The sequence below is a fragment of the Corynebacterium sp. 212_CJEI genome, from assembly GCF_001055915.1.
In the GTDB taxonomy this organism is placed as follows: domain Bacteria; phylum Actinomycetota; class Actinomycetes; order Mycobacteriales; family Mycobacteriaceae; genus Corynebacterium; species Corynebacterium jeikeium_D.
Map to the genome: position 1 here is coordinate 60468 of NZ_JVPT01000051.1, position 24273 is coordinate 84740.

Genomic DNA, 24273 nt, shown 5'->3' on the forward strand with positions numbered 1-24273 from the left:
CCCCCAGGTCGAAAGGCTCTTACAAAAAGCCGGTAAGCCCCAAAAGGACTTACCGGCTTTTTCAAACGCGCCAGAGAGCTAGCGTGCGTCCTCGCCAATAACGTGGACGTGAATCATGTTGGTATTGCCCTCATTTCCTGGAGGGGTACCAGCAACAACGACCAGCGTGTCGCCAGCGTTGTAGTTTTCCATGGTCAAGAGCTGCTCATCGATGACCTGCATGATCTCATCCGTGCTGTTAACCTCGCGCACCAAGAAGGTCTCCGCACCCCACGTCAGCGCAAGCTGCGAACGAACCTGCTGATTCGGAGTGAATACCAGCAGCGGCAGGCGAGAGTGCAAGCGTGCCACACGGCGAGCGGTATCACCCGAGGTGGTGAAAGCAACCATAGCGCGGGCATTCAAGCGCTCACCGATATCGCGAGCTGCGTAGGAAATCACACCACGCTTCGTGCGAGGCATGTGGGTCAGCGCAGGAACTTCCCCCTCGCGCTCAGCGGCGGTGACGATGCGAGCCATGGTCTTAACCGTGGCCTGCGGGTACTTACCAACCGAGGTCTCACCCGAGAGCATCACGGCATCTGCGCCATCGAGCACAGCGTTGGCCACGTCGGAGGCCTCCGCACGAGTCGGGCGCGAGTTCGAAATCATGGAGTCGAGCATCTGGGTGGCGACGATGACCGGCTTGGCGTTCTCGCGGGCAATCTGAATAGCGCGCTTCTGAACCAGCGGAACATCTTCCAACGGCACCTCAACACCAAGGTCACCACGGGCGACCATCACGGCATCGAAAGCCAGGATGATGGCCTCGAGAGACTCGACTGCCTCTGGCTTCTCCAGCTTGGCGATAATCGGGACACGACGGCCAACCTCATCCATGACCGCATGGACCAGTTCGACGTCGGAAGGCGAACGGACGAAGGACAGCGCAATGAAGTCCACTCCCAGCTTCAGAGCGAAGCGCAGGTCGGCGATATCCTTCTCCGACAGAGCCGGCACCGAGATGTTCATCCCCGGCAGGGAAACACCCTTGTTGTTCGAGACCGGACCGCCCTCGATGACACGGCACACCACATCGTTGCCATCTACCTCGATGCACTCCAGGCCCACCTTGCCATCGTCGACAAGCAGGCGATCGCCCGGACGGGCATCGTCAGCGAGATTCTTGTACGTGGTGGAGACTCGGTCGTGCGTGCCTTCGACATCGTCGACGGTGATGCGGACAATCTCGCCGTCAGCCCAATACGTCGAGCCTTCCTTAAAACGACCGAGGCGGATCTTTGGCCCCTGCAAGTCGGCGAGAATACCGACGGCACGTCCCGTAGCGTCGGATGCTTCACGCACCCAGTGGTAGTTCTGAGCGTGGTCCTCATGCTCACCGTGAGAGAAATTCAGACGGGCAACATCCATGCCGGCGTTGACCAGCCCGGTAATCCCCTCCAGCGAAGCAACTGCTGGACCGAGGGTACATACAATCTTCGTTCGTCTAAGCACGGCCTCCAGCCTAGTCCCTTAACGGGCTATGCGTCAGTTGGAAGCACTGTGAGCTTCAGCAGCCTCGCGCTCTCCCCTGACTTCAGCTGCGGTTTCGCGGCTCTTGGACCGCAGAATCCACAAAGCAATGACAGCGCAGAAAAAGACCACGAGCGACGTGATGTTATTAATACGCACACCGAATATCAGCGTTGCGTCATCGACGCGCATGAGTTCAATGAAGAAACGTCCCAAAGTGTAGGCCGCGACATAGAGTGCAAAGACGCGCCCGCCGCCCATTTTGAACTTTCGGTCCGCCCACACAATGACCAGACAGGCGAGGACGTTCCACACCATCTCGTAGAGAAACGTTGGATGCACCACGGCCAGCACTTCGCCTGTCGACGTTCCGGTGACGGGGGCAACCCGGCCAAACTCATCAACTCGTTGGTAAATTTCCAGGCCCCACGGAAGTGACGTTGGGCCACCGTAGAGTTCCTGGTTGAACCAATTGCCCAGACGCCCAATGGCCTGTCCAAGGATGATCGCGGGTGCGGCCGCGTCAAGAACTGGCGCAAACGGCACCTTTCGCCACTTAGCGACCGCCCACGCGGCCAGCACCCCCAGCGCCACCGCTCCCCAGATGCCGAGGCCACCATTGGTGATTTTCAGTGCATCGGCGGGATTGGCGCCGAGGCCGAAGTACTTCTCCCAGTCAGTGGCGACGTGGTAGAGACGGCCGCCGATAATGCCCGCAGGAATAACCGCAATGGCAATGTCGAGGACCAACTCCGGGTCTCCACCCCTGGCCGCGTAGCGGCGCTGCATCCAATAAATGCCGACGAGTACGCCAACCAAGATGGAAATCGCGTAACCACGCAGTGGTAGCGGTCCTAACTGCCACACCCCCTGCGGCGGAGAGGGAATGTTGGCCAGATACGTCGTTGCAGTTTCAGCGAGAACAAGGGTGGAACTCATAAATGCGCTAGCTCTCTCCTCGTACGCCCGCGGCGAGTTCACGGGCGAGCGTTACCAGGTCATCGGTGCTCTTCATCGCGGCCTTGATCAGTGCCGAGCCAACGATTACGCCATCCGCAAACTCGGCAATCTCCGCGGCCTGTGCCCCATTGGAGACACCCAAACCGACGCACACCGGTGTATCGGTGACCTCGCGCGTGCGGGCAACCAACTTGCCGGCGGCCGAGTCGACGCTAGCCTGGGCACCTGTGACACCCATGTGGCTGGTGGCGTAGACGAAGCCGGTCGACGCGGTGGCAGTTAGCTGCAGACGCTCGTTGGTCGATGACGGGGCCACCAACATGATGTTGGACAGACCATTGGCCTCAGCTGCACGCTGCCATTGGCCGGCCTCCTCGGGGATGAGATCCGGGATAATGGTGCCCCGACCACCAGCGGCGGCCAAGTCCTCGGCGAAACGCTCCGGACCATACTGGAGAATCGGATTCCAGTAGCTCATGACCACACAGGTACCGCCGTGCTCGGTGACTTCGCGAACCACCCGCATAATCTCACGGGTACGGAAGCCCGCATCCAGAGCCACGTTGGCGGCATCCTGAATAGTTGGGCCATCCATCATCGGGTCGGAGAAAGGCAGACCAACCTCGATGATGTCGGCGCCAGCGTCGACAATCGCCTTGATGTTCTCAATCGACTTATCGGTGGTCGGGAAACCCGCTGGGTAGTAGCCGATAAATGCTGCGCGGTTTTCCTCACGGACCTTGTCAAAGACGTCACTCAGACTCATTTAGGACTCCTCCATCAGATCAAACCACTTAGCAGCGGTGTCGACATCCTTGTCACCGCGACCGGAAACATTGACGATAATCAGCGGCTTACGGCCCAGCTCTTCATTCAGATCATCGCTGATGAGTCGGGCGGCAGCTACCGCGTGTGCGGACTCGATAGCGGGCAGGATGCCCTCCATCCGAGTCAGATCCTGGAATGCCTGCATCGCCTGGGTATCGGTCACCGGCAGGTAGGACGCGCGATCAATATCAGCCAGGTAAGAGTGCTCCGGGCCCACGCCCGGGTAATCCAGACCCGCGGAAATCGAGTGCGACTCTGTAATCTGACCGTCCTCGTTCTGCATCAGGGCTGCGAAGGAGCCCTGGAACACACCCGGATTACCGGCGGCCGAAATCGGTGCTGCATGGCGACCGGTCTCAACACCGTCACCGCCAGCTTCAGCGCCAATCAGTCGAACCGATTCATCATCGATGAAGTGGTGGAACGCGCCGATCGCATTAGAACCGCCGCCGACACAGGCCACGACAGCGTCGGGAAGCGAGCCGGTCTCCGCGAGAATCTGCTGGCGTGCCTCGGCGCTGATGATGCGCTGGAAGTCGCGCACCATTGTTGGGAACGGGTGCGGGCCGGCTGCAGTGCCGAAGCAGTAGTAGGTGTCATCGGCGTGTGAAACCCAAAAACGCATGGCCTCATTGATCGCGTCCTTGAGAGTCTTCGAACCAATCTCGACCTCGATAACCTCGGCACCAAGCAGGCGCATGCGGGCGATATTGAGGCGCTGGCGGATTGCGTCGACCTTGCCCATGTAGATACGGCAGTTAAGGCCGAGCAGCGCACAGGCAGTCGCGGTTGCGACACCGTGCTGGCCGGCACCGGTCTCGGCAATGATGTTCTTCTTGCCCATGCGCTTAGCAAGCAGAACCTGCCCCAAGACGTTATTAATCTTGTGGCTACCGGTGTGATTCAAATCCTCGCGCTTGAGCCAGACGTCAGCGCCGATATCAGCGGAGAACTTCTCCGCGTAGTACAGCGGCGAGGGACGTCCGACATAAGTACGCTGAAGCCGGTCGAGCTCATCGAGAAAATCCTGATCAACGCGGGCCTTCGCGTAGCCATCGGTGACCTCACCGATAACGGCCATCAGCGCCTCCGGCACAAACTGGCCGCCCCACTTACCCCAGTGCCCAATGGCATCTGATTCGTGGTTCGTTGTCTCCGCGACAACCTCACCCATCGTGGGCAGGCGGTCACCGCGGGCATCATGATTCTTGAAATCTTGGTCACTCACAGTTATCTATTGTGGACTATCCCCACCGGTTGCGGGGACATAAGGCCTAAGAAACTGTGGTGTGCCAGCACAACAGGTGTGACACGCAACTAAACTAGGCGCAGTTCGCAGCGCGGTACAGCTGCTTATCGCAACTGCGGTCTATCACTACTCGCTGCGGAGTGTCGGGTGGACACCGGCGGCAACGAGACGTCGGCAAGCCTCACCCGGCTTGCCCGCGGTAACCAGGCCCTCGCCCACCAGTACCGCGTCGGCGCCGTGGGAGGCGTAGTAGCGCAGTTCCTCCGGCCCCTTGACACCGGACTCTGCCACCTTCACAACATGATCCGGCAACATCGGCGCAAGGCGTTCGTACACGGAGAGATCCACGTCGAGGGTCTTTAGATTGCGGGCGTTGATGCCGAGGATCTTGGCACCAGCGGCCTCGGCGCGCTCGACCTCTTCTTCGGTGTGCGCCTCAACCAGAGCGTTCATGCCAAGCGACTCGGTGCGATCCAGCAGGGATTCCAGCGTCGGCTGATCCAAAGCGGAGCACATCAGCAGCACCAGGTCGGCACCGTGTGCGCGGGCCTCATGGACCTGGTACGGAGTGACGATGAAATCCTTGCGCAGCACTGGAATGTTGACCGCGCGGCGCACGGCATCGAGGTCGGCGAGCGAACCGCGGAAGCGGCGCTCCTCAGTCAGACAGGAAATGACAGCCGCGCCACCCTGCTCGTACTCTGCCGCCAAGACCTCCGGCGAAGGGATGTCAGCCAGCTCTCCCTTCGACGGAGAGGCACGCTTGACCTCTGCAATCACCTGCACCCCGGGCTTAGCCAGTGCCGCCACGGCATCAATCGGCGACGGCGCCTTCAGCGAGAGCTCCTTGATTTCACCGTAGGAAATCTTGGCTTCCCGAGCAGCGAGATCTTCCCGCACGCCCTCAATAATCTTGTCCAGAACGTTAGCCACGGCCTTACTCCTTATCCAGATCCGTAGGATCTACACCGGCATCCAAAGCATCCCACAGAACTCGACCCGACTGTGGGTCTTCCTCCAGGTCCTCGGCGATACGCTGACGGCGTACCTCCGGGGTCTCATACGCGCTGGACTTCTGCTTCTTCACAGTACCCGGTCGACGCACCAACAATACCGCCCCGACCAGCGCCAATGCGCAGCACAGCAAGGCCAGGGCTGGCCCCATCGCATGCACTTCAATCGCTGAGATCTGCGCCCAGTCTGCCACAGTCACCGCATCACTGGCGCGTTGTGAGGCGCTTCCCGACGTCAACAAATCCAGTGCCCGCTGGGAGTCCACACCGTCTTCTCCGCTGGCAAGCAGAGTCATCGGAGTCCACGACGCCGCAATTGCGAGCAGCGCCGCGAGGCCACCGACAATACGGCGCCCCAGTGAGCCCAAAATGGTGGTGGCAAACAGTGCAGCCACCATTGCCAGCGCAATCGACGTCAACTCTGGAGCCCAAACTGCGCCCACCAAATCTGTGGTCGCTGGACCGGACTTGTCATCAACAGTATCGACCGTCAGCCACGCGCTTCGGCTGCACAACCACATTCCCGCTGCGGCCACGCCAATGAGGCCACCGGAGAGCATCGTTGTCGACTTCATCGAAAACCTAGCTCCTTTCCGCTGGGACTAGTGTCTCAGCTGCCGCGACAGCTCGCAGCACGGCCGCGGCCTTGTTGCGGGTCTCCTCATCCTCTGCCACCGGGTCAGAGTCACTGACAATTCCGCCGCCAGCCTGAACATAGACCGTATCGCCCTTCTTCACACCTGTGCGGATGGCAATTGCCTGATCGGTATTGCCCCGGAAGTCAAAGTATCCAACAGTGCCGCCGTAAACACCCCGACGCGTGTCTTCGAACTTGTCGATAATGCTCAGCGCGGAAGGCTTCGGCGCACCCGACAGCGTTCCCGCTGGGAAGGTGGCCGCGAACGCGTCGACGGCAGTGGCGTCGCTGGAAAGCTCGCCGGTGACCGTAGAGACCAGATGCATAACGTGACTGTAGCGCTCAATATGACGGAAGTCGTGCACAACAACACTGCCTGGGCGGCAGACACGTCCGAGGTCATTGCGGCCAAGATCAACGAGCATCAGATGCTCACTATTTTCCTTCTCGTCTGCCAGCAAATCAGCTTCCAGCGCATTGTCCTGCTCCACCGTGGCACCGCGCGGACGTGTGCCCGCGATGGGATTGGTGATGACCTCACTGCCCTGAACTGCCACGAGTGATTCCGGGGAGGAACCGACAATTTGAAAAGCGGTAGCGGAGAAGTCCTTGGTTGGAACGTTGACCAGGAACATGTAGGGCGACGGATTGGAAACCCGCAGGATGCGGTAGATATCAAAAGCTGACGCCTGCGTGTCCATCTCGAACCGCTGCGAGAGCACAATCTGGAACGCATCACCAGCTCGGATGTGGTCCTTACAACGCTCAATACGATCCATGTGGTCGTCGGCGGCGCGCTGGCGACGAATCACCGGCTCTGGGAAGCTAATTTCCGCCGGACGCAGATCAGAGGCCCCCGACAGCCGCTCCACCATCGCATTGACCCGATCACAGGCGGTGTCATACGCCTGGTCAATCCGCTCATCCGAGCCGTCCCAGTTGACAGCATTGGAAATCAGCCACAGCACGCCCTCGTGGTGGTCAAAAGCAGCCAGGTCCTCCACCAGCAACTGCATAAGCTCAGGAATCTGCAAATCATTGTCAGTGGTATCCGGCAGCTGTGGCTCAATGTAGCGGACAATGTCATGCCCGAAGTAGCCAACGAGACCAGAGGTGAGCTTGGGCACCGAAGCGTCGTCGGCAAGCGGAAGCTCCGTGTGCAGCAGCTCCAGCGTGCGACGCAGAGCATCCAACGGATTTCCGCCCTCTGGCGCACCCGACGGCGCATTGCCAATCCAGGTTGCCTCCCCCGCATCATCCACCGTCAGCGCGGCGCGACTGCCGCAACCGATAAACGACCAGCGCGACCACGACTGCCCCACATCGGAGGACTCCAGCAAGAAAGTGCCGGGACGATCGGCCGCGAGCTTGCGGTAGGCCGACAGCGCCGTTTCGCCGTCCGCCAAAACCTTGCGAACCACGGGCACGACCCGATGGTGTGCAGCCAGTTCACGAAAGCGCTCACGCGTGGTCATGGTGATACGAGTCATAGCCGCTATTGTGCCACGCACCCCGGATTGCACATCACTTAACCCCGGACTTCACCGGAGGTGGGCGCGCTTGACGACGAAATCCCCACCTCGGCAACCCGGATCGACTGATTAGCCCTCGAACACGGGATGCACGTCAAAGCAGCTATGCGAGCCAGTGTGGCATGCCGCGCCGTCCTGCACTACCTGCATCAGCACGGTATCGCCATCACAGTCCAACGCCAGCGATGTCACGGTCTGGAAATGGCCACTAGTAAGCCCCTTAATCCAGTACTCGGACCGGGAGCGCGACCAGTAAGTGCCGCGCTTGGTAGCGATGGTGTACGCCAGCGCGTGGGAATCCATCCATGCCATCATGAGCACGCGACCAGTGGATTCTTCCTGCACAATGGCCGGAATCAAGCCGTCAGCGTTGAACTTGGCGATGTTCGCGATATCTGCTGGGAGCGTGTACTCACGCGGATCGTCTCCGGCGCCGTGAGCTGCAGCGCCCGGGGCTAGACCAGTCACTGGCGCACCTCGATCCCCTCGCGGGCCATCTCTTCCTTAACCTCAGCAATGCTGACCTCGCCGAAGTGGAAAATGGATGCGGCCAAAACCGCGTTGGCACCGGCGCGCACTGCCGGGGGGAAGTGCTCTGCCTTGCCCGCACCGCCAGAGGCGATCACCGGGACGTCGACGGCAGCGCGGACTCTCTCCAGCAGCTCCAGGTCGAAGCCATCCTTGGTGCCGTCGCCATCCATGGAGTTCAGCAGAATCTCGCCGACCCCGAGCTCCTCGCCACGGCGTGCCCACTCGACGGCGTCAATCCCGGCCGAGCGTGAACCACCGTGCGTCGTCACCTCGAAGCCCGACGGCTGCGGCGTGCCTCCCTCGGGAACGCGGCGGGCATCCACCGACAGGACGACACACTGCGCACCGAAGCGGCGCGACAGCTCGCTGAGCAGTTCTGGACGTGCGATCGCAGCGGTATTGACACTGACCTTGTCAGCTCCGGCGCGGAGCAGCTGATCGACATCCTCGACGCTGCGCACGCCACCGCCGACCGTCAGCGGAATGAAGACCTCACTTGCGGTGCGACGCACCACGTCGAGCATGGTGCCACGGCCATCCTTGGAAGCCGTGACGTCCAGGAAGGTCAGCTCATCAGCGCCCTCCTCACCATAGCGGCGGGCCAGCTCCACCGGATCGCCGGCATCACGGAGATTCTCAAAGTTGACCCCCTTGACGACCCTCCCATCGTTGACATCCAGGCAAGGAATCACGCGTACTGCCAGAGACATAGTTTTTAAGTTCTCCTCGTGTTAGCTCAAAGTTGTGGCTCGACGGTTTGCGCAACCACCCAGCTCAGGGGCGTCGCCCACGGTTTAGCTCCGGAAAGTCTCCGGACGACCCAGTTGGTCAATAATCGACCGCAGCGTGGCATGAACATCTCGAGTTCCCGCCAGCACGCCTACGGAATCATGCCGCCAGGGATTGCCCGCCAAGTCTGTGACCACGCCACCAGCTTCGGAAATCTGCAGTACACCAGCTGCGTTATCCCACACATGCGGTGAGAAAGTCACCGTGCCACCGAATGCCCCCATCGCGGTGGAGCCCAAGTCCACGCCGACAGAGCCAGTAATTCGAATCGTTGGATAGCGCTCGCCCACCTTTGACAGCAGCAGTTGGCGCCACTTGCGCGGGAGTGTACCGTCGGTACTCGCAATGACGGAGCCGAAGGCAATCGAAACCGGGCGGCCGGCCTCGGCATCGATGTTGACGCGACGGCCGTTGACGAACGTTCCGCCACCTTTAGCTGCGGTGATACGACGGCGCAGCAGAGGCATGGAGGTAATTCCAACCACCGGCTCCCCCTCATGCATGAGCGTGAGCAGCATGGCACACAGCGGAAAGCCGTTGGAATAGTTTGTGGTGCCGTCAATCGGATCGATGACCCAGGCGGTATGTTCCTCGGGAACCTTGCCACCGAATTCCTCGCCGTAGACGGGCAGGCCGGAATACTGCGTGAGGAGCTGGCGCAGACGACGCTCAATTTCCAGGTCGGTCTCCGTCGCGAAATCTCCGCGCGGCTTCATGACAACCGGGTCCGCGCCCACCTGCTGCGTGAACAGGCCTTCGACCTCATCGAGCGCCGCTTCAGCAATAGCGAGCATCGCCCGCGGTTCCAGGGCATCCATACTTTCTAAATCCTTCATCCGCCGTCTCAGCCGGGGTGCCGTTTGCTCGTTAACGCTTTCGCTTGACGACGTCTCCCCGGCCCGGCCACGAAAGTGTTCTCTTTAGCCGCGAGCTACTGCCAGGGCCTCTTCCAGGGTGAAACGCCCTGCGTAGAGCGCCTTACCCACAATTGCGGAGTCAACGCCCTCATCGACCAGTGTGGCAATAGCTGCAATGTCGTCCAGGCTGCTGACACCGCCAGAAGCGACGATTGGAGCATCGGTAGCAGCGGCGACCTCGCGCAGCAGTTCCACATTCGGCCCCTGCAGGGTGCCGTCCTTGGAGACGTCAGTCACCACGAAACGGGATGCACCCTGAGCATCCAGGCGCTCCAGCACCTCCCAGAGGTCACCGCCGTCGGAGACCCAGCCGCGGCCGCGCAGGCGCCACTGCCCCTCTTCGTTAAGAACATCCAGACCAATGGCTACACGGTCGCCGTAGTTGGCGATAACCTCGCGGCACCACTCCGGATTCTCCAGTGCGGCGGTGCCAATATTGACGCGGGCACAGCCGGTGGCCAGCGCAGCCTCGAGCGAAGCGTTGTCACGGATACCGCCGGAGAGCTCCACCTTCACGTCGAGCTTGCCCACCACGTCGGCAAGCAGGTCGTAGTTCGAACCGCGACCGAACGCGGCATCGAGGTCGACCAGGTGGATCCACTCAGCGCCTGCGTTCTGCCAATTCATGGCAGCTTCCAGCGGTGCACCATAGGAAGTCTCGGTTCCAGCAGCACCCTGAACAAGGCGCACAGCCTGGCCATCGGCTACGTCTACAGCGGGCAGCAGGGTCAAACTCATGGGGGCTCTACTCTCTTCGACTTTTGGGCGTTGTGGCGATTGTCACAACGATGCTTGTTGCTAGTTATCTCAGTATAGGTGGTCTAGGTGGCGAAACTCCGTCACCTACCAGGTAGTGCGGTTAGGGCAGATACTACCGATTGGGCAACTACAGCGTGTCCACCCAGTTCTGCAGCAGCTTCAACCCTGCTTCACCAGACTTCTCAGGGTGGAACTGCGTGGCCCACAGCGGACCGTTTTCCACGGCTGCGATAAACCGATCGGATTCGTGGGCAGACCACGTCACCAGCGGCGGAGCGATGCGAGAATCCGTATTAAGGTCCCACTTGCGCACACCGTAGGAGTGGACGAAGTAAAAACGCTGATCTTCCAGTCCCTTAAACATCTTTGAGCCTTCCGGTACTTCAACCGTGTTCCAGCCCATGTGCGGCAGAATCGACGCCTCGAGACGCTCGACAGTACCGGGCCATTCACCACAACCCGGGGTGCCGGTGACAGCTGCGGATGCGTCGGTCTCCGCTGCGTGGATGCCGTCGGCGTACTCGACGCCGCGGTCAAAGAGCACCTGCATACCGACGCAGATTCCCATCACTGGTCGACCACCTGCGAGTCGAGAGCCGATCAGGCGCGGCCCTTGTACTCGATGCAAACCCTCCATGCATGCGGCATAGGCGCCGACGCCGGGAACGAGCAGACCATCGGCCTCCATCACGGTCTTCGGATCGGCGGTCACAATAACCTCGGCACCCGTGGTGGCCACAGCGCGCTCAGCTGAACGCAAATTACCGGAGCCGTAATCAAGGATGGCAACGGTCGGGGTCTTCGTCGAAGGTGAGACTTGTTCCATAGTTGGACATTTTAAGGCGCTGGGAATCGATGTTTGCCACTTACCCCAAGAAAACTGCCTGGATAGGCAGAAGCACTGGTATACAACTACCGAATACTTTGGTAAACTCAAGGTTAACAACAGGTTAACTAAGTTATTGATTTATCCCTAATACCCCTGATTACTTTTTCACAGAGAGGCTCCGACGCCATGACTACCGCATCCGTTCTTAGTAAATCATTTGCCATTGTCCGCGAGGACCTTCACCGGCTCTACGGTGCAGCCTGCGATGCTGCGACCATCGATTCCATCCTCGACGATGTCATTGCAGAGCTGTCCAACTCTGCGAAGGTGACTAACTTCCTCCCCGTCCTCGCCGAACGCGAGGCCACCGAACGCATCAAGGCCGCGAGCGGATGCAAGGACTTCGCCCCGCGCCAAGAGATTCTCTTTGCCGATAGTCGCGGTTCCGGCCGTAGCCAGATTGCCACTGCCCTGGCCTACCACCTGGTTGGTGACGAAGTCTTTATCCGCACTATCGGCCTCAATCCAGAGGATGGCCTGAACCCTCGCGTCGTCGCGGCTCTTCACGACCGTGGCGTGGACACCTCACGCCTCACCCAAAAGGCGATTACTCCCCGCGTTTCCCACCGCGCCGATGTTGTCGTGCTCATGGGCATCGACGAGACACCAGCAGTCCCCGGCGACCGCTACGTGGAATGGGATGTCGCAGATCCGGACAGTCTCACAGACGATGAGCTGCAGTCGCTTATCGACGATATCGAAACCCGCCTGCGGGCTCTCTTCACCGAGATGGACGTCGCCGTCGCATAAACAGGCACGGCTGACCCCACACCGGGGGTTGCATCTAATAACCAAAAGAGTGGCTGCGCAAGAACTTGCGCAGCCACTCTTTTTCAAACGTCTCTTTGTATGTAGTTACTTCTTCTTGCGGTCCCGAACCGTCAAACGCGTCACTGCATTCTTTGCCGGGCGGGCAACACGCACAGCGGCCTCCGGCGTACGACGCTTCACGGCATCCCCCAGACGACGCAGCGTAGCGCGGGTGTTCTGGTACTCCGCCACGCGGTGCTTTCCGATGATTCGGTCGAGCACCGCACCAATGAGGCCAACTGCCAGCAGAGCTGCCGCAAAGGCAAAGACAGCCGGGTACGGACGGAGTGCAGCCGCGGCTACGGCTCCCAGAACGAACGAGCCGATACCAGTGCCCGAGTCAAAGGACATGTTCCAGAAGGCACTGGCCTCAGCAGTACGGTCACGCGGCAGGCGGGCAAACATCAGCAGCAGAGCCTCATTTTGCACTATGCCGAAGCCCGCGCCGTAGAAAACGGCCGCAACCAGCAGCAGCCAGGCCGACAAATCAAAGAGAACCACGCCGGACATCATCAGCAGACCAATAAAACCACTGATCAATGCCGGAATCAGCAGAATTCCAGCCTCCGACTTCCGGTCGGCGTAGATTCCTGCGAAATAACGGAACACCATCTGCGCGCCACCGAGAACAGACAGCGACAGGCCAGCCACAACCGCACCGGAGACCAGATCGATTTCGCGAGCTGCCGGGGCAAGGAATGCGGAAATACCACCAAAGCCCATCGCAATCGTGCAAATTGCGAGCGCGGGAATGGCCACCAGCTTCCATGTGGCAACGTGCTCAACGGGGCTCGGCTGAGTTGCTGCAGATCCGGGCACAGGATCGCCGACGTCTTCCTTGCCGCCCTTGCCCTCCTTCGGCGCTGGCTTAATCTTCGGGATAAAGAGTGCCATCAACGAACCGACAAGCGAGATGACGGCGCCCAAGACATAAACAGGGGTGTAAGAACCCGTCTTGTCCGCAATGATTAGTCCTAGTGGCAAGAAAATGAGCTCAGATAAACCAACTGCCACACCGAGAACGCCAGAGGCCTTACCCAGAAATTTCATTGGCACTAGCTCGGCAATCAATGCGGACTCGGCGACAGTCAACGCACCGAAGCCCATACCGCGGAGAACCGCAATGATGAGCACCAAAGCAGCATCGGTGCCAAAGATGTGCAGAATCGTCGGCAAGCCCAGAAACAGACCTGAAATCAGCATGGTCATGCCGTAGCCAAGACGGCGACACATACGTGGAGTCTGCGTCTGTGTGAGAACGGTAGCGGCCATAAAAACACCGGTGTAGGCACCGGCGAGCGAGGTTCCACCGCCATCGTCAAGAATTGCCTGCGGAATGACAGGCATGAGGAGTGACCAGCCACCGAAGGCGGCCATCACGGCGACTAGCGTAGGTACTAGTCCGGGCGCTTTCCACATGCTGTCCAGTTCGTCCAACTGCCTGCGGTCCATCACCCGGGACGCCATTTACTCCATCACTCCTATCAACCACAAAATTGCGCCGGCGAGCGCGATCACAGATAAGAGACCAAGGACAATTGTTCCGACCCTCGATCCGGATTTATAGAGTGACCATGTTCCGCCCACCAGCAGACCAGCGACAATGAACAAAAAATAAGTGCTCAGCGTCGATGCGGTAGACACCTGCGCTAAAAGCACGTCTACAGACGTTGTTACCATCGATTCCCCTAAAATGCCAGCTAAGGCGGATTTTCCGGTTTCCTACAGTGGCCGTCTACTTCAGCTGCGACCTACAGAGTGCCCTTGGTCGACGGCACACCGTGGACGCGCGGGTCGTCCTCGACGGCAGCACGCAGGGCACGGGCCACAGCCTTGTACTCAGCCTCGGTGATGTGGTGCGGATCGCGCCCGTAGAGACAGCGAACATGCAGCGCAATACGGGCATTTAGGGCGAAGGACTCAAAGAAATGCTCGTTGATAACCGTTGCGTAGTGACCACCAATGACGGCAGTCAACATCTGCTCTGGTTCGCCAGTGCCAACGAAGTACGGGCGACCAGACACATCAACCACTGCGTGTGCCAGCGTTTCATCCATCGGGATATAGCAGTCACCAAAGCGACGAATACCAGACTTGTCCCCCAACGCCTGGGCGAAGGCCTGCCCCATCACAATGCCGGTATCCTCCACCGTGTGGTGCGCATCGACCTCGGTGTCGCCGTTGGCGTGCACAGTCAGGTCGAAGCTGCCGTGGGAGCCGAAAGCGGTCAACATGTGGTCGAAGAACGGCAGACCGGTCGAAATATCGGTCTTGCCGGTGCCATCGAGATTCACCGAGCAGACGATGCTCGATTCGCGGGTGGCGCGCTCGACACGGCCAACGCGCTCAGTGCGCTCTGCCTCCAGATGGTCCTTATCACTGAAGTGCATAAGTCAGATCTCTCCTTGTAGTGGGATGTACCGGCAGCATTTCGCTTAAGCCAGCGCGGTCGCTGCCAATTTCTTGGCCGCCGCCAGCAGCGCATCATTTTCGCTGGGCAGACCAATAGTGGCACGGAGACGACCGGGCACGCCAACATCGCGGATGAGTACTCCCTCATCCAAGAAGCTCTGCCATGCCGTCGCGGCATCGGCGAAACGACCGAAGAATACGAAGTTGGAGTACGAGTCAATCACGTCGTAGCCATAGCTGTTCAGGGCGGCTACGACGCGATCACGCTCGTCGGCAAGCTTTGCGACGGTCGACAGCGTCGCATCCGAGTGGCGAAGTGCAACCGTGGCAGCGGCCTGCGTCAACGTCGACAGGTGGTATGGCAGACGTACGAGCATCACAGCATCAATAAATGCCGGGTTAGCAACGAAGTAGCCGAGGCGGCCTCCGGCGAAGTCGAAAGCCTTGCTCATCGTACGGGAGACAACCAGCTTCGACGGGAACTCAGCCAGCAGCGTTGTCGCCGACGGCTCCTCAGTGAACTCGGCGTAGGCCTCATCGACAATGACGATGCCCGGCGCGGCTTCAATAATGCGGCGCAAGTCAGCGAGCGTGGTCAGGTTGCCAGTCGGGTTGTTCGGAGTCGTGATGAAGATGACGTCAGGACGGTGCTCGGCAATTGCCGCGAGCGCACTATCCATGTCGATGTCGAAGGTCTCCGGGTCGCGGTCGATGCCGATAAACTCCGTCTGCGTGCCGGACGAGAGGATTGGGTGCATCGAGTAACTGGGCACAAACCCCATTGCGCTGCGCCCTGGCCCGCCGAATGCCTGCAGCAGCTGCTGGAGAATCTCGTTGGAGCCGTTGGCAGCCCATACCTGGTCAACGGTGATGTCCACGCCGGTCTGGCGGGTGACATAGTCGGCGAGTGCGCTGCGCAGTGCTACTGCGTCACGGTCCGGGTAGCGGTTGAGGTCAGAGGCGACCTTCTCCACTTGCGCCACTAGGTCGGCGATGAGGTCATCGGATGGCGGGTACGGGTTTTCGTTGGTGTTCAGGCGAACATCGACGTCGAGCTGCGGAGCACCGTAGGCTTCCTCGCCGCGCAGTTCGTCGCGCAGTGGCAGATCTGCCAGCGCCAACTTGGCTACCGACGGCTGTGACTGGTTCTCAGGCTGGTTGCTCATTAGTTGTCGTTCCCCTTTTCTGCGCCATTGCTCTCAGAGCCGAGAAGCGTCTCAAAGCGGGCGCGGATGGCCTCGCCGTGCGCTGGCAGTCGTTCTTCGTTCGCCAGGACTACTACGCTGTCGGCAACTTCCTTCAACGCGGCCTCGTTGTAGTCAATCATGTGGACCGACTTGAGGAAGGTGTGCGTTGACAGACCAGAGGCGTGGCGGGCGGTACCGGAGGTCGGCAACACGTGGTTGGAGCCGGCCGAGTAATCGCCCAGCGGCACCGGCGAGAAGCGACCGATGAAGATTGCGCCAGCGTTGGTAATGCGTTCGGCAACGGCCTGCGCGTTTTCGGTGTGGATCTCCAGGTGCTCAGCGGCGTAGGCGTCTGCAACCTGGATGCCGATATTCATGTCGTCGACAAGCACGATGCCAGACTGCTTGCCGGTGAGCGCCTCACGAACGCGGTCGGCGTTCATGGTGACCTCGTAGCGGTTTTCGACCTCGCGGTCGACAGCGGCGGCGAAATCGGCGTCGTCGGTAATAAGTACGCTGGCGGCCATGATGTCGTGCTCTGCCTGGGAAATCAGGTCGTAGGCGACGGAGACAGGATCAGCGGCGTTATCTGCAAGAATGGCGATTTCGGTCGGGCCAGCTTCGGCGTCGATACCGACGACCGAGCGGCACAGACGTTTAGCGGCGGTAACGAAGATGTTGCCCGGACCGGTGACCATGTCGACCGGCTCGAGGCTCTCATTTTCATCGCCGTATGCGAGCAGTGCGACGGCCTGTGCACCGCCGACGGCCCACACCTCGGTCACGCCAAGCAGCTTGCAGGCAGCCAGGATGGTCGGGTGCGGCCAGCCGTCGTTGTCGGCCTGTGGTGGAGAGGCGACGACGAGGGACTCCACACCAGCTTCCTGAGCTGGGATGACGTTCATCAATACAGACGACGGGTAGACGGCATTGCCCCCGGGGACGTAAAGACCGACGCGCGAAACCGGAATCCACTTCTCACGGACAATGCCGCCGGGAAGAATTTCAACAGTCTTGTCATTCGGCTTCTGAGCAGCGTGGAACGCGCGCACGCGCCCGATGGACTCCTGCAGAGCAGAGCGGACGTCCTCTTCCAGCGCGGCTTCCGCGGCATCGATAACCTCCGCTGGAACGCGCATGGATGCCGGACGAATACGGTCGAACTTCTCGGAGTACTCCATCGCCGCTTCCACACCACGGGCTGCCACGTCATCGACAACGGGCTTGACCGTGGGAATCATGGAATCAACGTCTGCCGCACCGCGCGGCAACACTCGACGCAGAGTGGCGGTGGTGGGAGTCTGACCGCGAAGATCAATAGTGGACAACATAATTAATTAGTAACCGCCTATTCGCACGATGGATTCATACGTGAGCACTTCAGAGTGACAAAGAAATGACAACAAAGTATTGAAAATCTGGGTCAAAGCCAAAGACTTTATCCACGGTTTTCGCTACTATTCGCCCTTAAAGGCACCCTTGAGTATGAACTAAGCATATCTTTCGCACGCCCGGTTCATACCGATTGCCCCATTTAACCCCTCATACTGTGGCGCAAGTTAGCTCCGCCACAGTGACCCATTACAGTGTTAAGGAAAGTAGTAACCAGTCGTAGAAAGGTCAGCTGTTGAACCAGGAAGGAAACAGCCCGGATTTGCCGGAGCTCGTCGCAGCCTACGCAGATGCGACCGCAGCCGACAATTCCCTGGCCACGCGCCAACTGGAATCAGTTTTCGCGCATCATTTCTACAACCCACAACTCTTTTCTGCTCCGGAAGCCCACGGCGTTACCGAACACGTCGGCGCGTTTTACCGCATAGTCCGCGAGGTCACCGAATCGCTCGGCATGATGACAGCTGCGCACGATGCCGCCCTGAACTGGATGGTATGGGCATCCGATAACGACAATGTGCCGGAGTACTGGCGCGCCCGGGCACGGCTGGCAGCAGACGAAGCCCGCCGCTACACCACCTTTATCGCCGATGGTCCAACCTCTGCTGCCGCAGAGACCGAAATCCCCCTCATCGCACGCATGAGCAGGGAAATCACCTCGTACCGGGCACTCGTGCTTGCCGACGATCTGGATGCCCCAACCAGCAGTCACAGCGCGGTGACCACGGATGCGGATGGGCTGCGGCCGCAGGAATCGTCGGCAAGCGAAGAAGCGGATGAACCGTTTAGCCCCCGCCAGTGGAAGAAGCGGGCGGCACTGACTGACGCGCTGATTCGGATTGCGAGCGCCTTGCGAAAGGTCAACCGTGAGGACTTGGCACAGGAGCTGCACGAGATGATTCGGGCACTGCCGAATGAGGATAAGTTTGAGTCGATTGCGCTGGCGAAGACTCTAACGGAGGCATCACTGCTGCACCGAGCCGGGAAGGTCGTCGACGCAGCGCGACTTTGCGCCTCACAGCTCAATGCAATCGGTAACCGCTCCGTAATCGCGGGCCTTGAGCTGAGGCAGAATTTGGCACGGTACTCGATAGAGACCGGTAATAGCGATACCGCGTTCCGAATGCTGTCGAACAACGTGGCAGTCGCGGACCAGCACAGACTGGACACTGACTATATTCTCGCGGTTCGTGAGATGGCAGACATCAACTTCGAGGTCGCACACAACAAACCCGATGCCGAGGAGATGCTGAAGCTGACTCAGCGCGCCCAGGACGTGTCAGAAGACTACCCCGACTGTGAAGTCACCATGGAAATCGCGCTGCTGAAGGCAACGGCACTGTACGAGCTCGGAGATTTCCGCCACGCCGGCCAGGAAGCGGAGTCGGTTGCAAAGTGGTCTGAGCCTACCCAGGATTCCGCGCGTACTGATTTTTCCTGTGCTATTGCGGCGGAATCGGCAGTCCAAGAGGGAAATACTGAACATGCGGCAGTGCTCTTCGACGCGCTGGCCGATATTCGTGCCGGATACTCGTCACCGATTTCACCTGCGGAAACTCTGATGAATGCCGCACTATCACTCAGTAACGTGGGCGCCACAAGTGAGTTGACCGACCACCTGATGGAACGCTCACGTGGCTACGTGGTTGGGTCCTGGGAATCGGCCAAGTGGCACGAAGCGCAGGCGCTGCTGTGCTGGTCTGTGTGGGACAACGACGGCGTGTACAAGTACTCCGACGAAGCTGCCGAGCTTTTCTTAGAAGCCCACGCCCCTGCCGACGCGGCCCGCACACTGACTATCGCGGTGCGTGCTGCTGCTAGTGATAACAATGAGGAACGCGCCCGCCGGTTCGCGATTCGCATCGGCGACCTAGTCGGCCCGGATCACCCGGTGCGCGATGAAGTTCGTGAACTAATGCGTAGCTTTTCAAACCCGGACTAACAGCGCATCCGACTGGACAGGTCTGAAAAACACAGCAGTTTTGCATCTTCCCGATGCCGCGGGCGAAGATAGTCCAATGGTCTGGTGGGAAGAAGAAAACTCTGAGTCTGAAATTCAAGTTGGCGATTGGGATGCCGGCATCGCTGCCGACCACGTGTCAGTCAATTCGGAAAACGCATCAGCAACGCAGAACTCGTCCGCCCCCTTGGACTTTCCTCCCCTGCCCAATCCACTAAAGGCATTGCCGGACTCCCTCCCGGAGCTACTGGTTATTTCCCGCAGGGCCGGTGCCACGCTCGACCACGTCACCAGTTGGCGCGCTGTCACCAAGTTCGCCCACACGCACTGGTTAGCCGACGCGCCTACCAACTCCCCCGATGTCATTGGCGAATACCACGCACTTAGGCATGCAGTTGCCGACCAACTGGAATTAGTAGAAGAGGCCGCTGCTGCACGCGCCGAGTGGCTGCGCTGGGCAACTGAGGCCAACATCCGCCCCGCGATCTTGCACGCACGCTCCTACGGAGCATTCGCCGAGGCAGAGGCCTTCATCGACGCCAACCCAGGTGATGCCATCACCGGCCGGCGCCCCGAGGACTCCGAAATCCCCGAGCTGATCAGTCTTACTAAGGACATCGTCGCCACCACACCACAGCCCGGCGAGGCCTATTACTACCTGGTCAGCGCGGCTGTTGCCGGCGCCGCAGCATCGCTGGCGCGCCGGGCGGAAATCGCCGGCCAGCTCTCTGAATGGTCCGCACGCTGGGCACCAAAGCGAAGCAGTTTCGACGACCGCAAGCTGTTGGAGGCGCAGCTCGCACACAGCCGTGGTGAGCTGCGCAGGGCCGCCCGCATCGCAGCCAGCGTCGCGGCAGCCCCTCAGTCGGAACCCGTCACCACGACGATTGAAGCACGCCAATTCCTGGCTTTCCTCTCTCTGGAAGCCGGTGAGGAAGCGGAGGCAATCCGCCAGCTACGCCCAATCGTGCAGGCTGGTCTCGATGCAGGACTCACGGTCGCGGTGCTTCGCAGCGTGCGTCTGCTCTGTGCGCTTCTCAACGCCCACGGCGATTTCGCGGAATCCGCCGAAATTGCCCGCCGCGCGCTCGCCAGCGCCGAAGGCATTCCGGTCAACCCCATCACCATGGATATCCAGCTCGTTCTGGCCCGCAGTCTCCTCGATGCCGACGAGGTTGACGAGGCACTGCGCTTTGCCGAACCAGTTGCGCACTGGTCAGCATTTACTGCCGATGAAGAACGCACCGACGCGGCGTTTTCTATTGCCTCCACAGCCGCGGGGCTCGGCAATAATCCCCGCCAGGCGGCAAAGCTGCTCATCGAACACGGCGAGCACCTTGAACGCAACGGCGATACCAAGGGCGCTGCCAAGGCCTACCGTCAGGCTGCGCGTTCCATCATTCATGTCATTGACCTGGTCATTTCCGAAGAGGGCTCCGAATTCACCGGCGAGATTGTCTCTGAGGACGCTTCCGCCGCCATTGACCACACGCTCAACGAGGCTGAGGACCTTCTGCTGCGTTCTCAGAAGCTCATCTCCGACGACTGGTCACTCGCCGACTGGCACGACGATGCCGCCTACGTCTTCTACTCCGCTGGCCGCGACACGTTGGCTATCAACCATGTGGAAGCCGCCGCGAAGGGCTACCTGCAGTCCGGCGATGGCGAGGAAGCCGCCCGCGCGCTGCTGGCGGGGGTTCGCTACCGTCTCGACGCGGGTGATTCCGACGGAGCCGCCGCCTATGCTCGGCGCGTCGAAGAGCTTCTGCCCCGCGACGTGTGGGAAGGCCATCCTGTTCTCGATGCCCTTGACGTCATCATCATTCAGTCGCTTGACGACGAATACTAGCGCCCCGCCCACTTCAGTGCTGGCGGTGGCACAAAGTAGAGTGTTAGGTCATGACTACTTCTGGTGATTCCGCGACTTCTAGCCCGCAGCAGCTTTTCGACGCCGCCACGGCATTGGCTGAGGAAAACAACCTCTGGGAAGCAGCCCTAACTCTGATGCAGGGGTTCGAGGAGCTCGGCGACGAGGCGGATGCTCCGCAGACCGACAGTCTGGGGCGCCCCATCCGTGGCTCTGCACCAAAGCTGATGGACAAGGCCGCGGACTGGTTGGATTTGCTGGATAACCTGGAGAAAGACGGCTTCGAGCCGACCGCGGACACCCCTCCGCGCCACTTGCGCTGGGCGATGTGGCACACCTTGAACGGCCAGGCAGAGATTCGTCGAGGACATCAGGGGCGCGCCATTGATCACCTGGAGTTGGCGGCGGGACTTTTCCAGTCCGACAAGCTCAATATCCAGGCCGTGCCTCTGCTTGCACAAATTGCACAGTGCCACCTGCATTTGGGCGATGTCGCTGCTGCGGAGAAGGCGCTTTACCGCGCACAGGAAACCTGTGATGAGCAATCGCGGGAGCGCTGGGGGTCGGCACTAAGCGAGATTGGCGCAGAAATCGCCCGTCGCCTGTAGGCGAAGCTGCGAAGCGATACCGGGGGCTGATTCAGCTACTGCTCGTCGAAGTCGAGTCCGACATCGAACACCTTGGCCGAATGGGTTAGCGCGCCCACAGCCAGGTAATCGACACCACAGGACGCGTACTCACGAGCCACATCGATGGTCAGTCCACCAGAGGACTCAAGCTGCGTGGCCGGAGAAATCTGCGAGCGGCGCTGCACCGCAATCTGGGTCTCCCAGACCTCGAAGTTGTCCAGCATGACAATATCCGGCTTCATCGGCAGGATCTCATCGAGCTGTGCGAGGGTATCGACTTCCACCTCACACGGCAGCTCCGGGTACTGATCCCGCACCCTCTTCAACGCACCGGACACGGAACCGACAGCCACCACGTGATTGTCCTTAATCAGTGCTTCATCGCCCAAAGCGTAGCGGTGGTTAATTCCGCCGCCGCAGGTCACAGCATACTTTTCCAGGTTGCGCAGCCCCGGCAGCGTCTTTCGGGAATCGCGCACCCGCGCACCGGTGCCGACAATCGCGTCAGCCCACTGGCGCGTCGCAGTAGCTACACCACTGGCGTGCGTGAGGATATTCAGCATTGTCCGCTCAGCAGTCAGCAACCCCCGAGTCGGTGCAGAAATCGTTGCCAGCACTGTGCCAGGACGCACCAGGGTGCCATCTTCAACGTGCTTTTCGACGGTGAACTCACCCGAGATGACCTCCTGCAGCGTCCACTCCACCGCATCAATAGCCGCGATAACGCCCTCTTGCCGGGCCACCAGGCGGGCGCGTGCCTGCGCAGATGCCGAGACTGTCGACAGCGAGGTCACATCCGGCCCGAAGCTCATGTCTTCCTGTAGTGCCGTCCGAATGAGGCCACGGGTGATGTTTTCGTTCAGCACCCCGCGCAGAGTGTCCTTCTCAAGAGTCATGGTTAGCTAATCCCCGTCCTTTTCAAACCAAGTGTGGCACCCCAAAGTATATGGTCGTGCCAATGCCGCTTCGACGACTTTCCTTGCGGCTACGACCTGAACCGATTGCGGGAGCCGATCGATAACCGCCAACGCCTGCCGCAAACTCTGCTCATTGCGCGTTACACCAGCGCCTTCCTGCATCGCCGTCTGCAACCGGAAAAGCTGCCGTGGTTCCAGTTCTGGCCGTGGCTGCGGCAGGCTTTCAACGGCCGCTGCGAATTCCTCGTCCCCGACCAGCACAGCGTGTGTTTCAGCGACTTTTTCGGCCACCCGCTTGCCGACGACCAGTCCCTCCAGCAACGAATTGGAGGCCAACCTGTTGGCACCGTGGAGCCCTGTTGCGGAGCATTCGCCGGCCGCATAGAGGCCCGGCACACTAGTTGCACCGAATGGGTCGACGGCAATACCACCACAGGTGTAGTGGACCGCCGGGGCCACGGGAATGAGGTCCTTGGTCGGATCAATCTCCGCCGCGGTCAGACCCGCTGTGATCGTCGGAAAGCGGGCGGCGAAGTTGTCGATGTGACGTGCGTCGAGGAAGACGTGGTCCTCGCCGAGCTCGCGCATGCGAGTCGCGATGGCGCGCGAGACGATATCGCGCGGAGCCAGGTCCCCGCGAGGGTCAACGCCGGCGGTCACACTGTTGCCCCGGGAGTCGACGAGAATGGCTCCTTCACCACGGACCGCCTCGCTGATGAGATGGCGTCGGCCGGTGCCATCTGATGCCGAGCGCTCGTCATAGAGCACCGTCGGGTGGAACTGGATAAACTCCATGTCCCGAATCTCCGCGCCAGCATCGGAGGCCATGCCGATAGCCTCGCCGCGGGCGCCCGAGGGGGCCGTGGTCGCGCGGTAAATATGGCCCACGCCACCGGTAGCCAGTAGAGTTGCGCCTGCGCGAATAGTGCCGCCGCCACGGGGATCCGCAACCAGCGCCCCCAGCACGCGGCCGTCATTGCCAACGATGAGCTGGCGAGCTGTAGCGTTTTGCAGTACTCGCACGCCGGTAACTGAGGCTTCTAGGGCGCGCTCAATTTCAGCACCAGTGGCGTCACCACCGGCATGAATGATGCGCCGCGCGTGGTGTCCGCCCTCTTTGGTGCGGGAATGTACGGCCGGGTTATCCGGTGCCGGGTCGAATGTGGCGCCTAGCCCAATCAGCCACTCGGTCGCCGCAGCGCCAGCACGGATGATAGAAGCCACGGCCCCTTCATCGCAGTGGCCGGCACCGGCATCGAGAGTATCCGCGATGTGGGAATCAGTGGTGTCATCGAACCCATTGGCCACATGGCCGCTGGGGTCGTCGTCAAGCCCGACGACCGCGAGCCCGCCCTGTGCGAGATTCGTGGCCGCATCGGCGAAACGTAGCTGTTTGCGGGCACCGACGCGCCACTCGACGCTGTCGATAACCAGCACGTCGAGGCCGAGCTCAAGGGCCCGACGCGCAGCACTGAGCCCTGCG

General features: G+C 60.4%; 22 protein-coding genes. 4 read left to right on the plus strand and 18 right to left on the minus strand.

What is annotated here, in order from left to right; all coding sequences use genetic code 11:
• Positions 1-78 precede the first annotated feature (78 nt).
• The 12 genes from pyk to hisH all read right to left on the minus strand — a co-directional run bounded on the left by pyk (position 79) and on the right by hisH (position 11553).
• Positions 79-1494, minus strand: a complete 1416-nt coding sequence (gene pyk / locus ADB02_RS05860) for a pyruvate kinase (RefSeq protein WP_049190021.1) — start codon at positions 1492-1494, stop codon at positions 79-81.
• Positions 1495-1527: 33 nt separating this feature from the next.
• Complete coding sequence (gene lgt / locus ADB02_RS05865) at positions 1528-2451, minus strand: prolipoprotein diacylglyceryl transferase (RefSeq protein WP_049190023.1); 924 nt, start codon at positions 2449-2451, stop codon at positions 1528-1530.
• Between the two features lie 7 nt (positions 2452-2458).
• On the minus strand, positions 2459-3238 hold the full coding sequence (gene trpA, locus ADB02_RS05870) for a tryptophan synthase subunit alpha (protein ID WP_016422940.1): 780 nt from the start codon (positions 3236-3238) through the stop codon (positions 2459-2461).
• The gene (trpB, locus tag ADB02_RS05875; protein WP_080969584.1) at positions 3239-4528 is read right to left on the minus strand and encodes a tryptophan synthase subunit beta; all 1290 of its coding nucleotides are present in this window, start codon (positions 4526-4528) and stop codon (positions 3239-3241) included.
• Between the two features lie 147 nt (positions 4529-4675).
• Positions 4676-5482 (minus strand): indole-3-glycerol phosphate synthase TrpC, encoded by an 807-nt coding sequence (gene trpC, locus ADB02_RS05880; RefSeq protein WP_016422942.1) that lies wholly within the window; start codon positions 5480-5482, stop codon positions 4676-4678.
• Positions 5483-5486: 4 nt separating this feature from the next.
• Positions 5487-6137 (minus strand): TIGR02234 family membrane protein, encoded by a 651-nt coding sequence (locus ADB02_RS05885; protein WP_016422943.1) that lies wholly within the window; start codon positions 6135-6137, stop codon positions 5487-5489.
• A gap of 7 nt (positions 6138-6144) precedes the next feature.
• Positions 6145-7689 carry an anthranilate synthase component I gene (locus tag ADB02_RS05890; protein ID WP_016422944.1) on the minus strand — a complete coding sequence of 515 codons (1545 nt, stop codon included), beginning with the start codon at positions 7687-7689 and terminating at the stop codon, positions 6145-6147.
• A gap of 111 nt (positions 7690-7800) precedes the next feature.
• A complete protein-coding gene (gene hisI, locus ADB02_RS05895) occupies positions 7801-8199 on the minus strand; it encodes a phosphoribosyl-AMP cyclohydrolase (RefSeq protein WP_048734633.1) in 399 nt (132 codons plus the stop codon).
• On the minus strand, positions 8196-8972 hold the full coding sequence (gene hisF / locus ADB02_RS05900; RefSeq protein WP_016422945.1) for an imidazole glycerol phosphate synthase subunit HisF: 777 nt from the start codon (positions 8970-8972) through the stop codon (positions 8196-8198). Before hisF ends, hisI begins: the two co-directional genes overlap by 4 nt.
• Before the next feature lie 84 nt (positions 8973-9056).
• Positions 9057-9869, minus strand: a complete 813-nt coding sequence (locus ADB02_RS05905; RefSeq protein ID WP_005510274.1) for an inositol monophosphatase family protein — start codon at positions 9867-9869, stop codon at positions 9057-9059.
• Positions 9870-9971: 102 nt separating this feature from the next.
• Positions 9972-10706 (minus strand): bifunctional 1-(5-phosphoribosyl)-5-((5-phosphoribosylamino)methylideneamino)imidazole-4-carboxamide isomerase/phosphoribosylanthranilate isomerase PriA, encoded by a 735-nt coding sequence (gene priA, locus ADB02_RS05910; protein ID WP_016422946.1) that lies wholly within the window; start codon positions 10704-10706, stop codon positions 9972-9974.
• 148 nt (positions 10707-10854) lie between these two features.
• Positions 10855-11553, minus strand: a complete 699-nt coding sequence (gene hisH, locus ADB02_RS05915; protein WP_016422947.1) for an imidazole glycerol phosphate synthase subunit HisH — start codon at positions 11551-11553, stop codon at positions 10855-10857.
• Between the two features lie 189 nt (positions 11554-11742).
• On the opposite strand from hisH, the gene ADB02_RS05920 reads away from it, so the two are divergent.
• The gene (locus ADB02_RS05920) at positions 11743-12366 is read left to right on the plus strand and encodes a low molecular weight phosphatase family protein (protein WP_016422948.1); all 624 of its coding nucleotides are present in this window, start codon (positions 11743-11745) and stop codon (positions 12364-12366) included.
• Positions 12367-12471: 105 nt separating this feature from the next.
• Here the strand turns inward: ADB02_RS05920 and ADB02_RS05925 are convergent, their stop codons facing one another.
• From ADB02_RS05925 to hisD, 4 genes are all read right to left on the minus strand, one after another.
• Positions 12472-13893 (minus strand): MFS transporter, encoded by a 1422-nt coding sequence (locus tag ADB02_RS05925; RefSeq protein ID WP_016422949.1) that lies wholly within the window; start codon positions 13891-13893, stop codon positions 12472-12474.
• 284 nt (positions 13894-14177) lie between these two features.
• Positions 14178-14816, minus strand: coding sequence for an imidazoleglycerol-phosphate dehydratase HisB (hisB, locus tag ADB02_RS05935; protein WP_005510321.1), 639 nt, complete (start codon positions 14814-14816; stop codon positions 14178-14180).
• A 45-nt stretch (positions 14817-14861) separates the two neighbouring features.
• Positions 14862-16004 (minus strand): histidinol-phosphate transaminase, encoded by a 1143-nt coding sequence (locus ADB02_RS05940; protein WP_049190026.1) that lies wholly within the window; start codon positions 16002-16004, stop codon positions 14862-14864.
• Positions 16004-17356: a histidinol dehydrogenase gene (hisD, locus tag ADB02_RS05945; protein ID WP_049190028.1), complete on the minus strand. Its 1353-nt coding sequence runs from the start codon at positions 17354-17356 to the stop codon at positions 16004-16006. Before hisD ends, ADB02_RS05940 begins: the two co-directional genes overlap by 1 nt.
• 296 nt (positions 17357-17652) lie before the next feature.
• Here hisD and ADB02_RS05950 point away from each other — a divergent pair, with 296 nt between their 5' ends.
• The 3 genes from ADB02_RS05950 to ADB02_RS05960 are packed head-to-tail and all read left to right on the plus strand — an operon-like array spanning position 17653 to position 21852.
• Positions 17653-19359 carry a hypothetical protein gene (locus ADB02_RS05950; RefSeq protein WP_049190029.1) on the plus strand — a complete coding sequence of 569 codons (1707 nt, stop codon included), beginning with the start codon at positions 17653-17655 and terminating at the stop codon, positions 19357-19359.
• A gap of 40 nt (positions 19360-19399) precedes the next feature.
• Positions 19400-21226 (plus strand): hypothetical protein, encoded by a 1827-nt coding sequence (locus ADB02_RS05955; RefSeq protein WP_241482416.1) that lies wholly within the window; start codon positions 19400-19402, stop codon positions 21224-21226.
• A 50-nt stretch (positions 21227-21276) separates the two neighbouring features.
• Complete coding sequence (locus ADB02_RS05960) at positions 21277-21852, plus strand: hypothetical protein (RefSeq protein WP_049190032.1); 576 nt, start codon at positions 21277-21279, stop codon at positions 21850-21852.
• A gap of 35 nt (positions 21853-21887) precedes the next feature.
• Here ADB02_RS05960 and nadC read toward each other — a convergent pair whose 3' ends face one another.
• Positions 21888-22769, minus strand: coding sequence for a carboxylating nicotinate-nucleotide diphosphorylase (nadC, locus tag ADB02_RS05965; RefSeq protein WP_049190033.1), 882 nt, complete (start codon positions 22767-22769; stop codon positions 21888-21890).
• 6 nt (positions 22770-22775) lie between these two features.
• Positions 22776-24273 (minus strand): L-aspartate oxidase (locus tag ADB02_RS05970; RefSeq protein ID WP_049190038.1); only part of this gene is annotated, 1498 nt, incomplete at its 5' end.

Coding starts and splice junctions, on each gene's coding strand:
- lgt (WP_049190023.1), bottom strand. CDS start 2,451: ATGAGTTCCACCCTTGTTCTCGCTGAAACTGCAACGACGTATCTGGCC.
- trpA (WP_016422940.1), bottom strand. CDS start 3,238: ATGAGTCTGAGTGACGTCTTTGACAAGGTCCGTGAGGAAAACCGCGCA.
- ADB02_RS05885 (WP_016422943.1), bottom strand. CDS start 6,137: ATGAAGTCGACAACGATGCTCTCCGGTGGCCTCATTGGCGTGGCCGCA.
- ADB02_RS05890 (WP_016422944.1), bottom strand. CDS start 7,689: ATGACTCGTATCACCATGACCACGCGTGAGCGCTTTCGTGAACTGGCT.
- hisF (WP_016422945.1), bottom strand. CDS start 8,972: ATGTCTCTGGCAGTACGCGTGATTCCTTGCCTGGATGTCAACGATGGG.
- ADB02_RS05905 (WP_005510274.1), bottom strand. CDS start 9,869: ATGGATGCCCTGGAACCGCGGGCGATGCTCGCTATTGCTGAAGCGGCG.
- priA (WP_016422946.1), bottom strand. CDS start 10,706: ATGAGTTTGACCCTGCTGCCCGCTGTAGACGTAGCCGATGGCCAGGCT.
- hisH (WP_016422947.1), bottom strand. CDS start 11,553: ATGGAACAAGTCTCACCTTCGACGAAGACCCCGACCGTTGCCATCCTT.
- ADB02_RS05920 (WP_016422948.1), top strand. CDS start 11,743: ATGACTACCGCATCCGTTCTTAGTAAATCATTTGCCATTGTCCGCGAG.
- ADB02_RS05925 (WP_016422949.1), bottom strand. CDS start 13,893: ATGGCGTCCCGGGTGATGGACCGCAGGCAGTTGGACGAACTGGACAGC.
- hisB (WP_005510321.1), bottom strand. CDS start 14,816: ATGCACTTCAGTGATAAGGACCATCTGGAGGCAGAGCGCACTGAGCGC.
- ADB02_RS05940 (WP_049190026.1), bottom strand. CDS start 16,004: ATGAGCAACCAGCCTGAGAACCAGTCACAGCCGTCGGTAGCCAAGTTG.
- hisD (WP_049190028.1), bottom strand. CDS start 17,356: ATGTTGTCCACTATTGATCTTCGCGGTCAGACTCCCACCACCGCCACT.
- ADB02_RS05960 (WP_049190032.1), top strand. CDS start 21,277: ATGACTACTTCTGGTGATTCCGCGACTTCTAGCCCGCAGCAGCTTTTC.
- nadC (WP_049190033.1), bottom strand. CDS start 22,769: ATGACTCTTGAGAAGGACACTCTGCGCGGGGTGCTGAACGAAAACATC.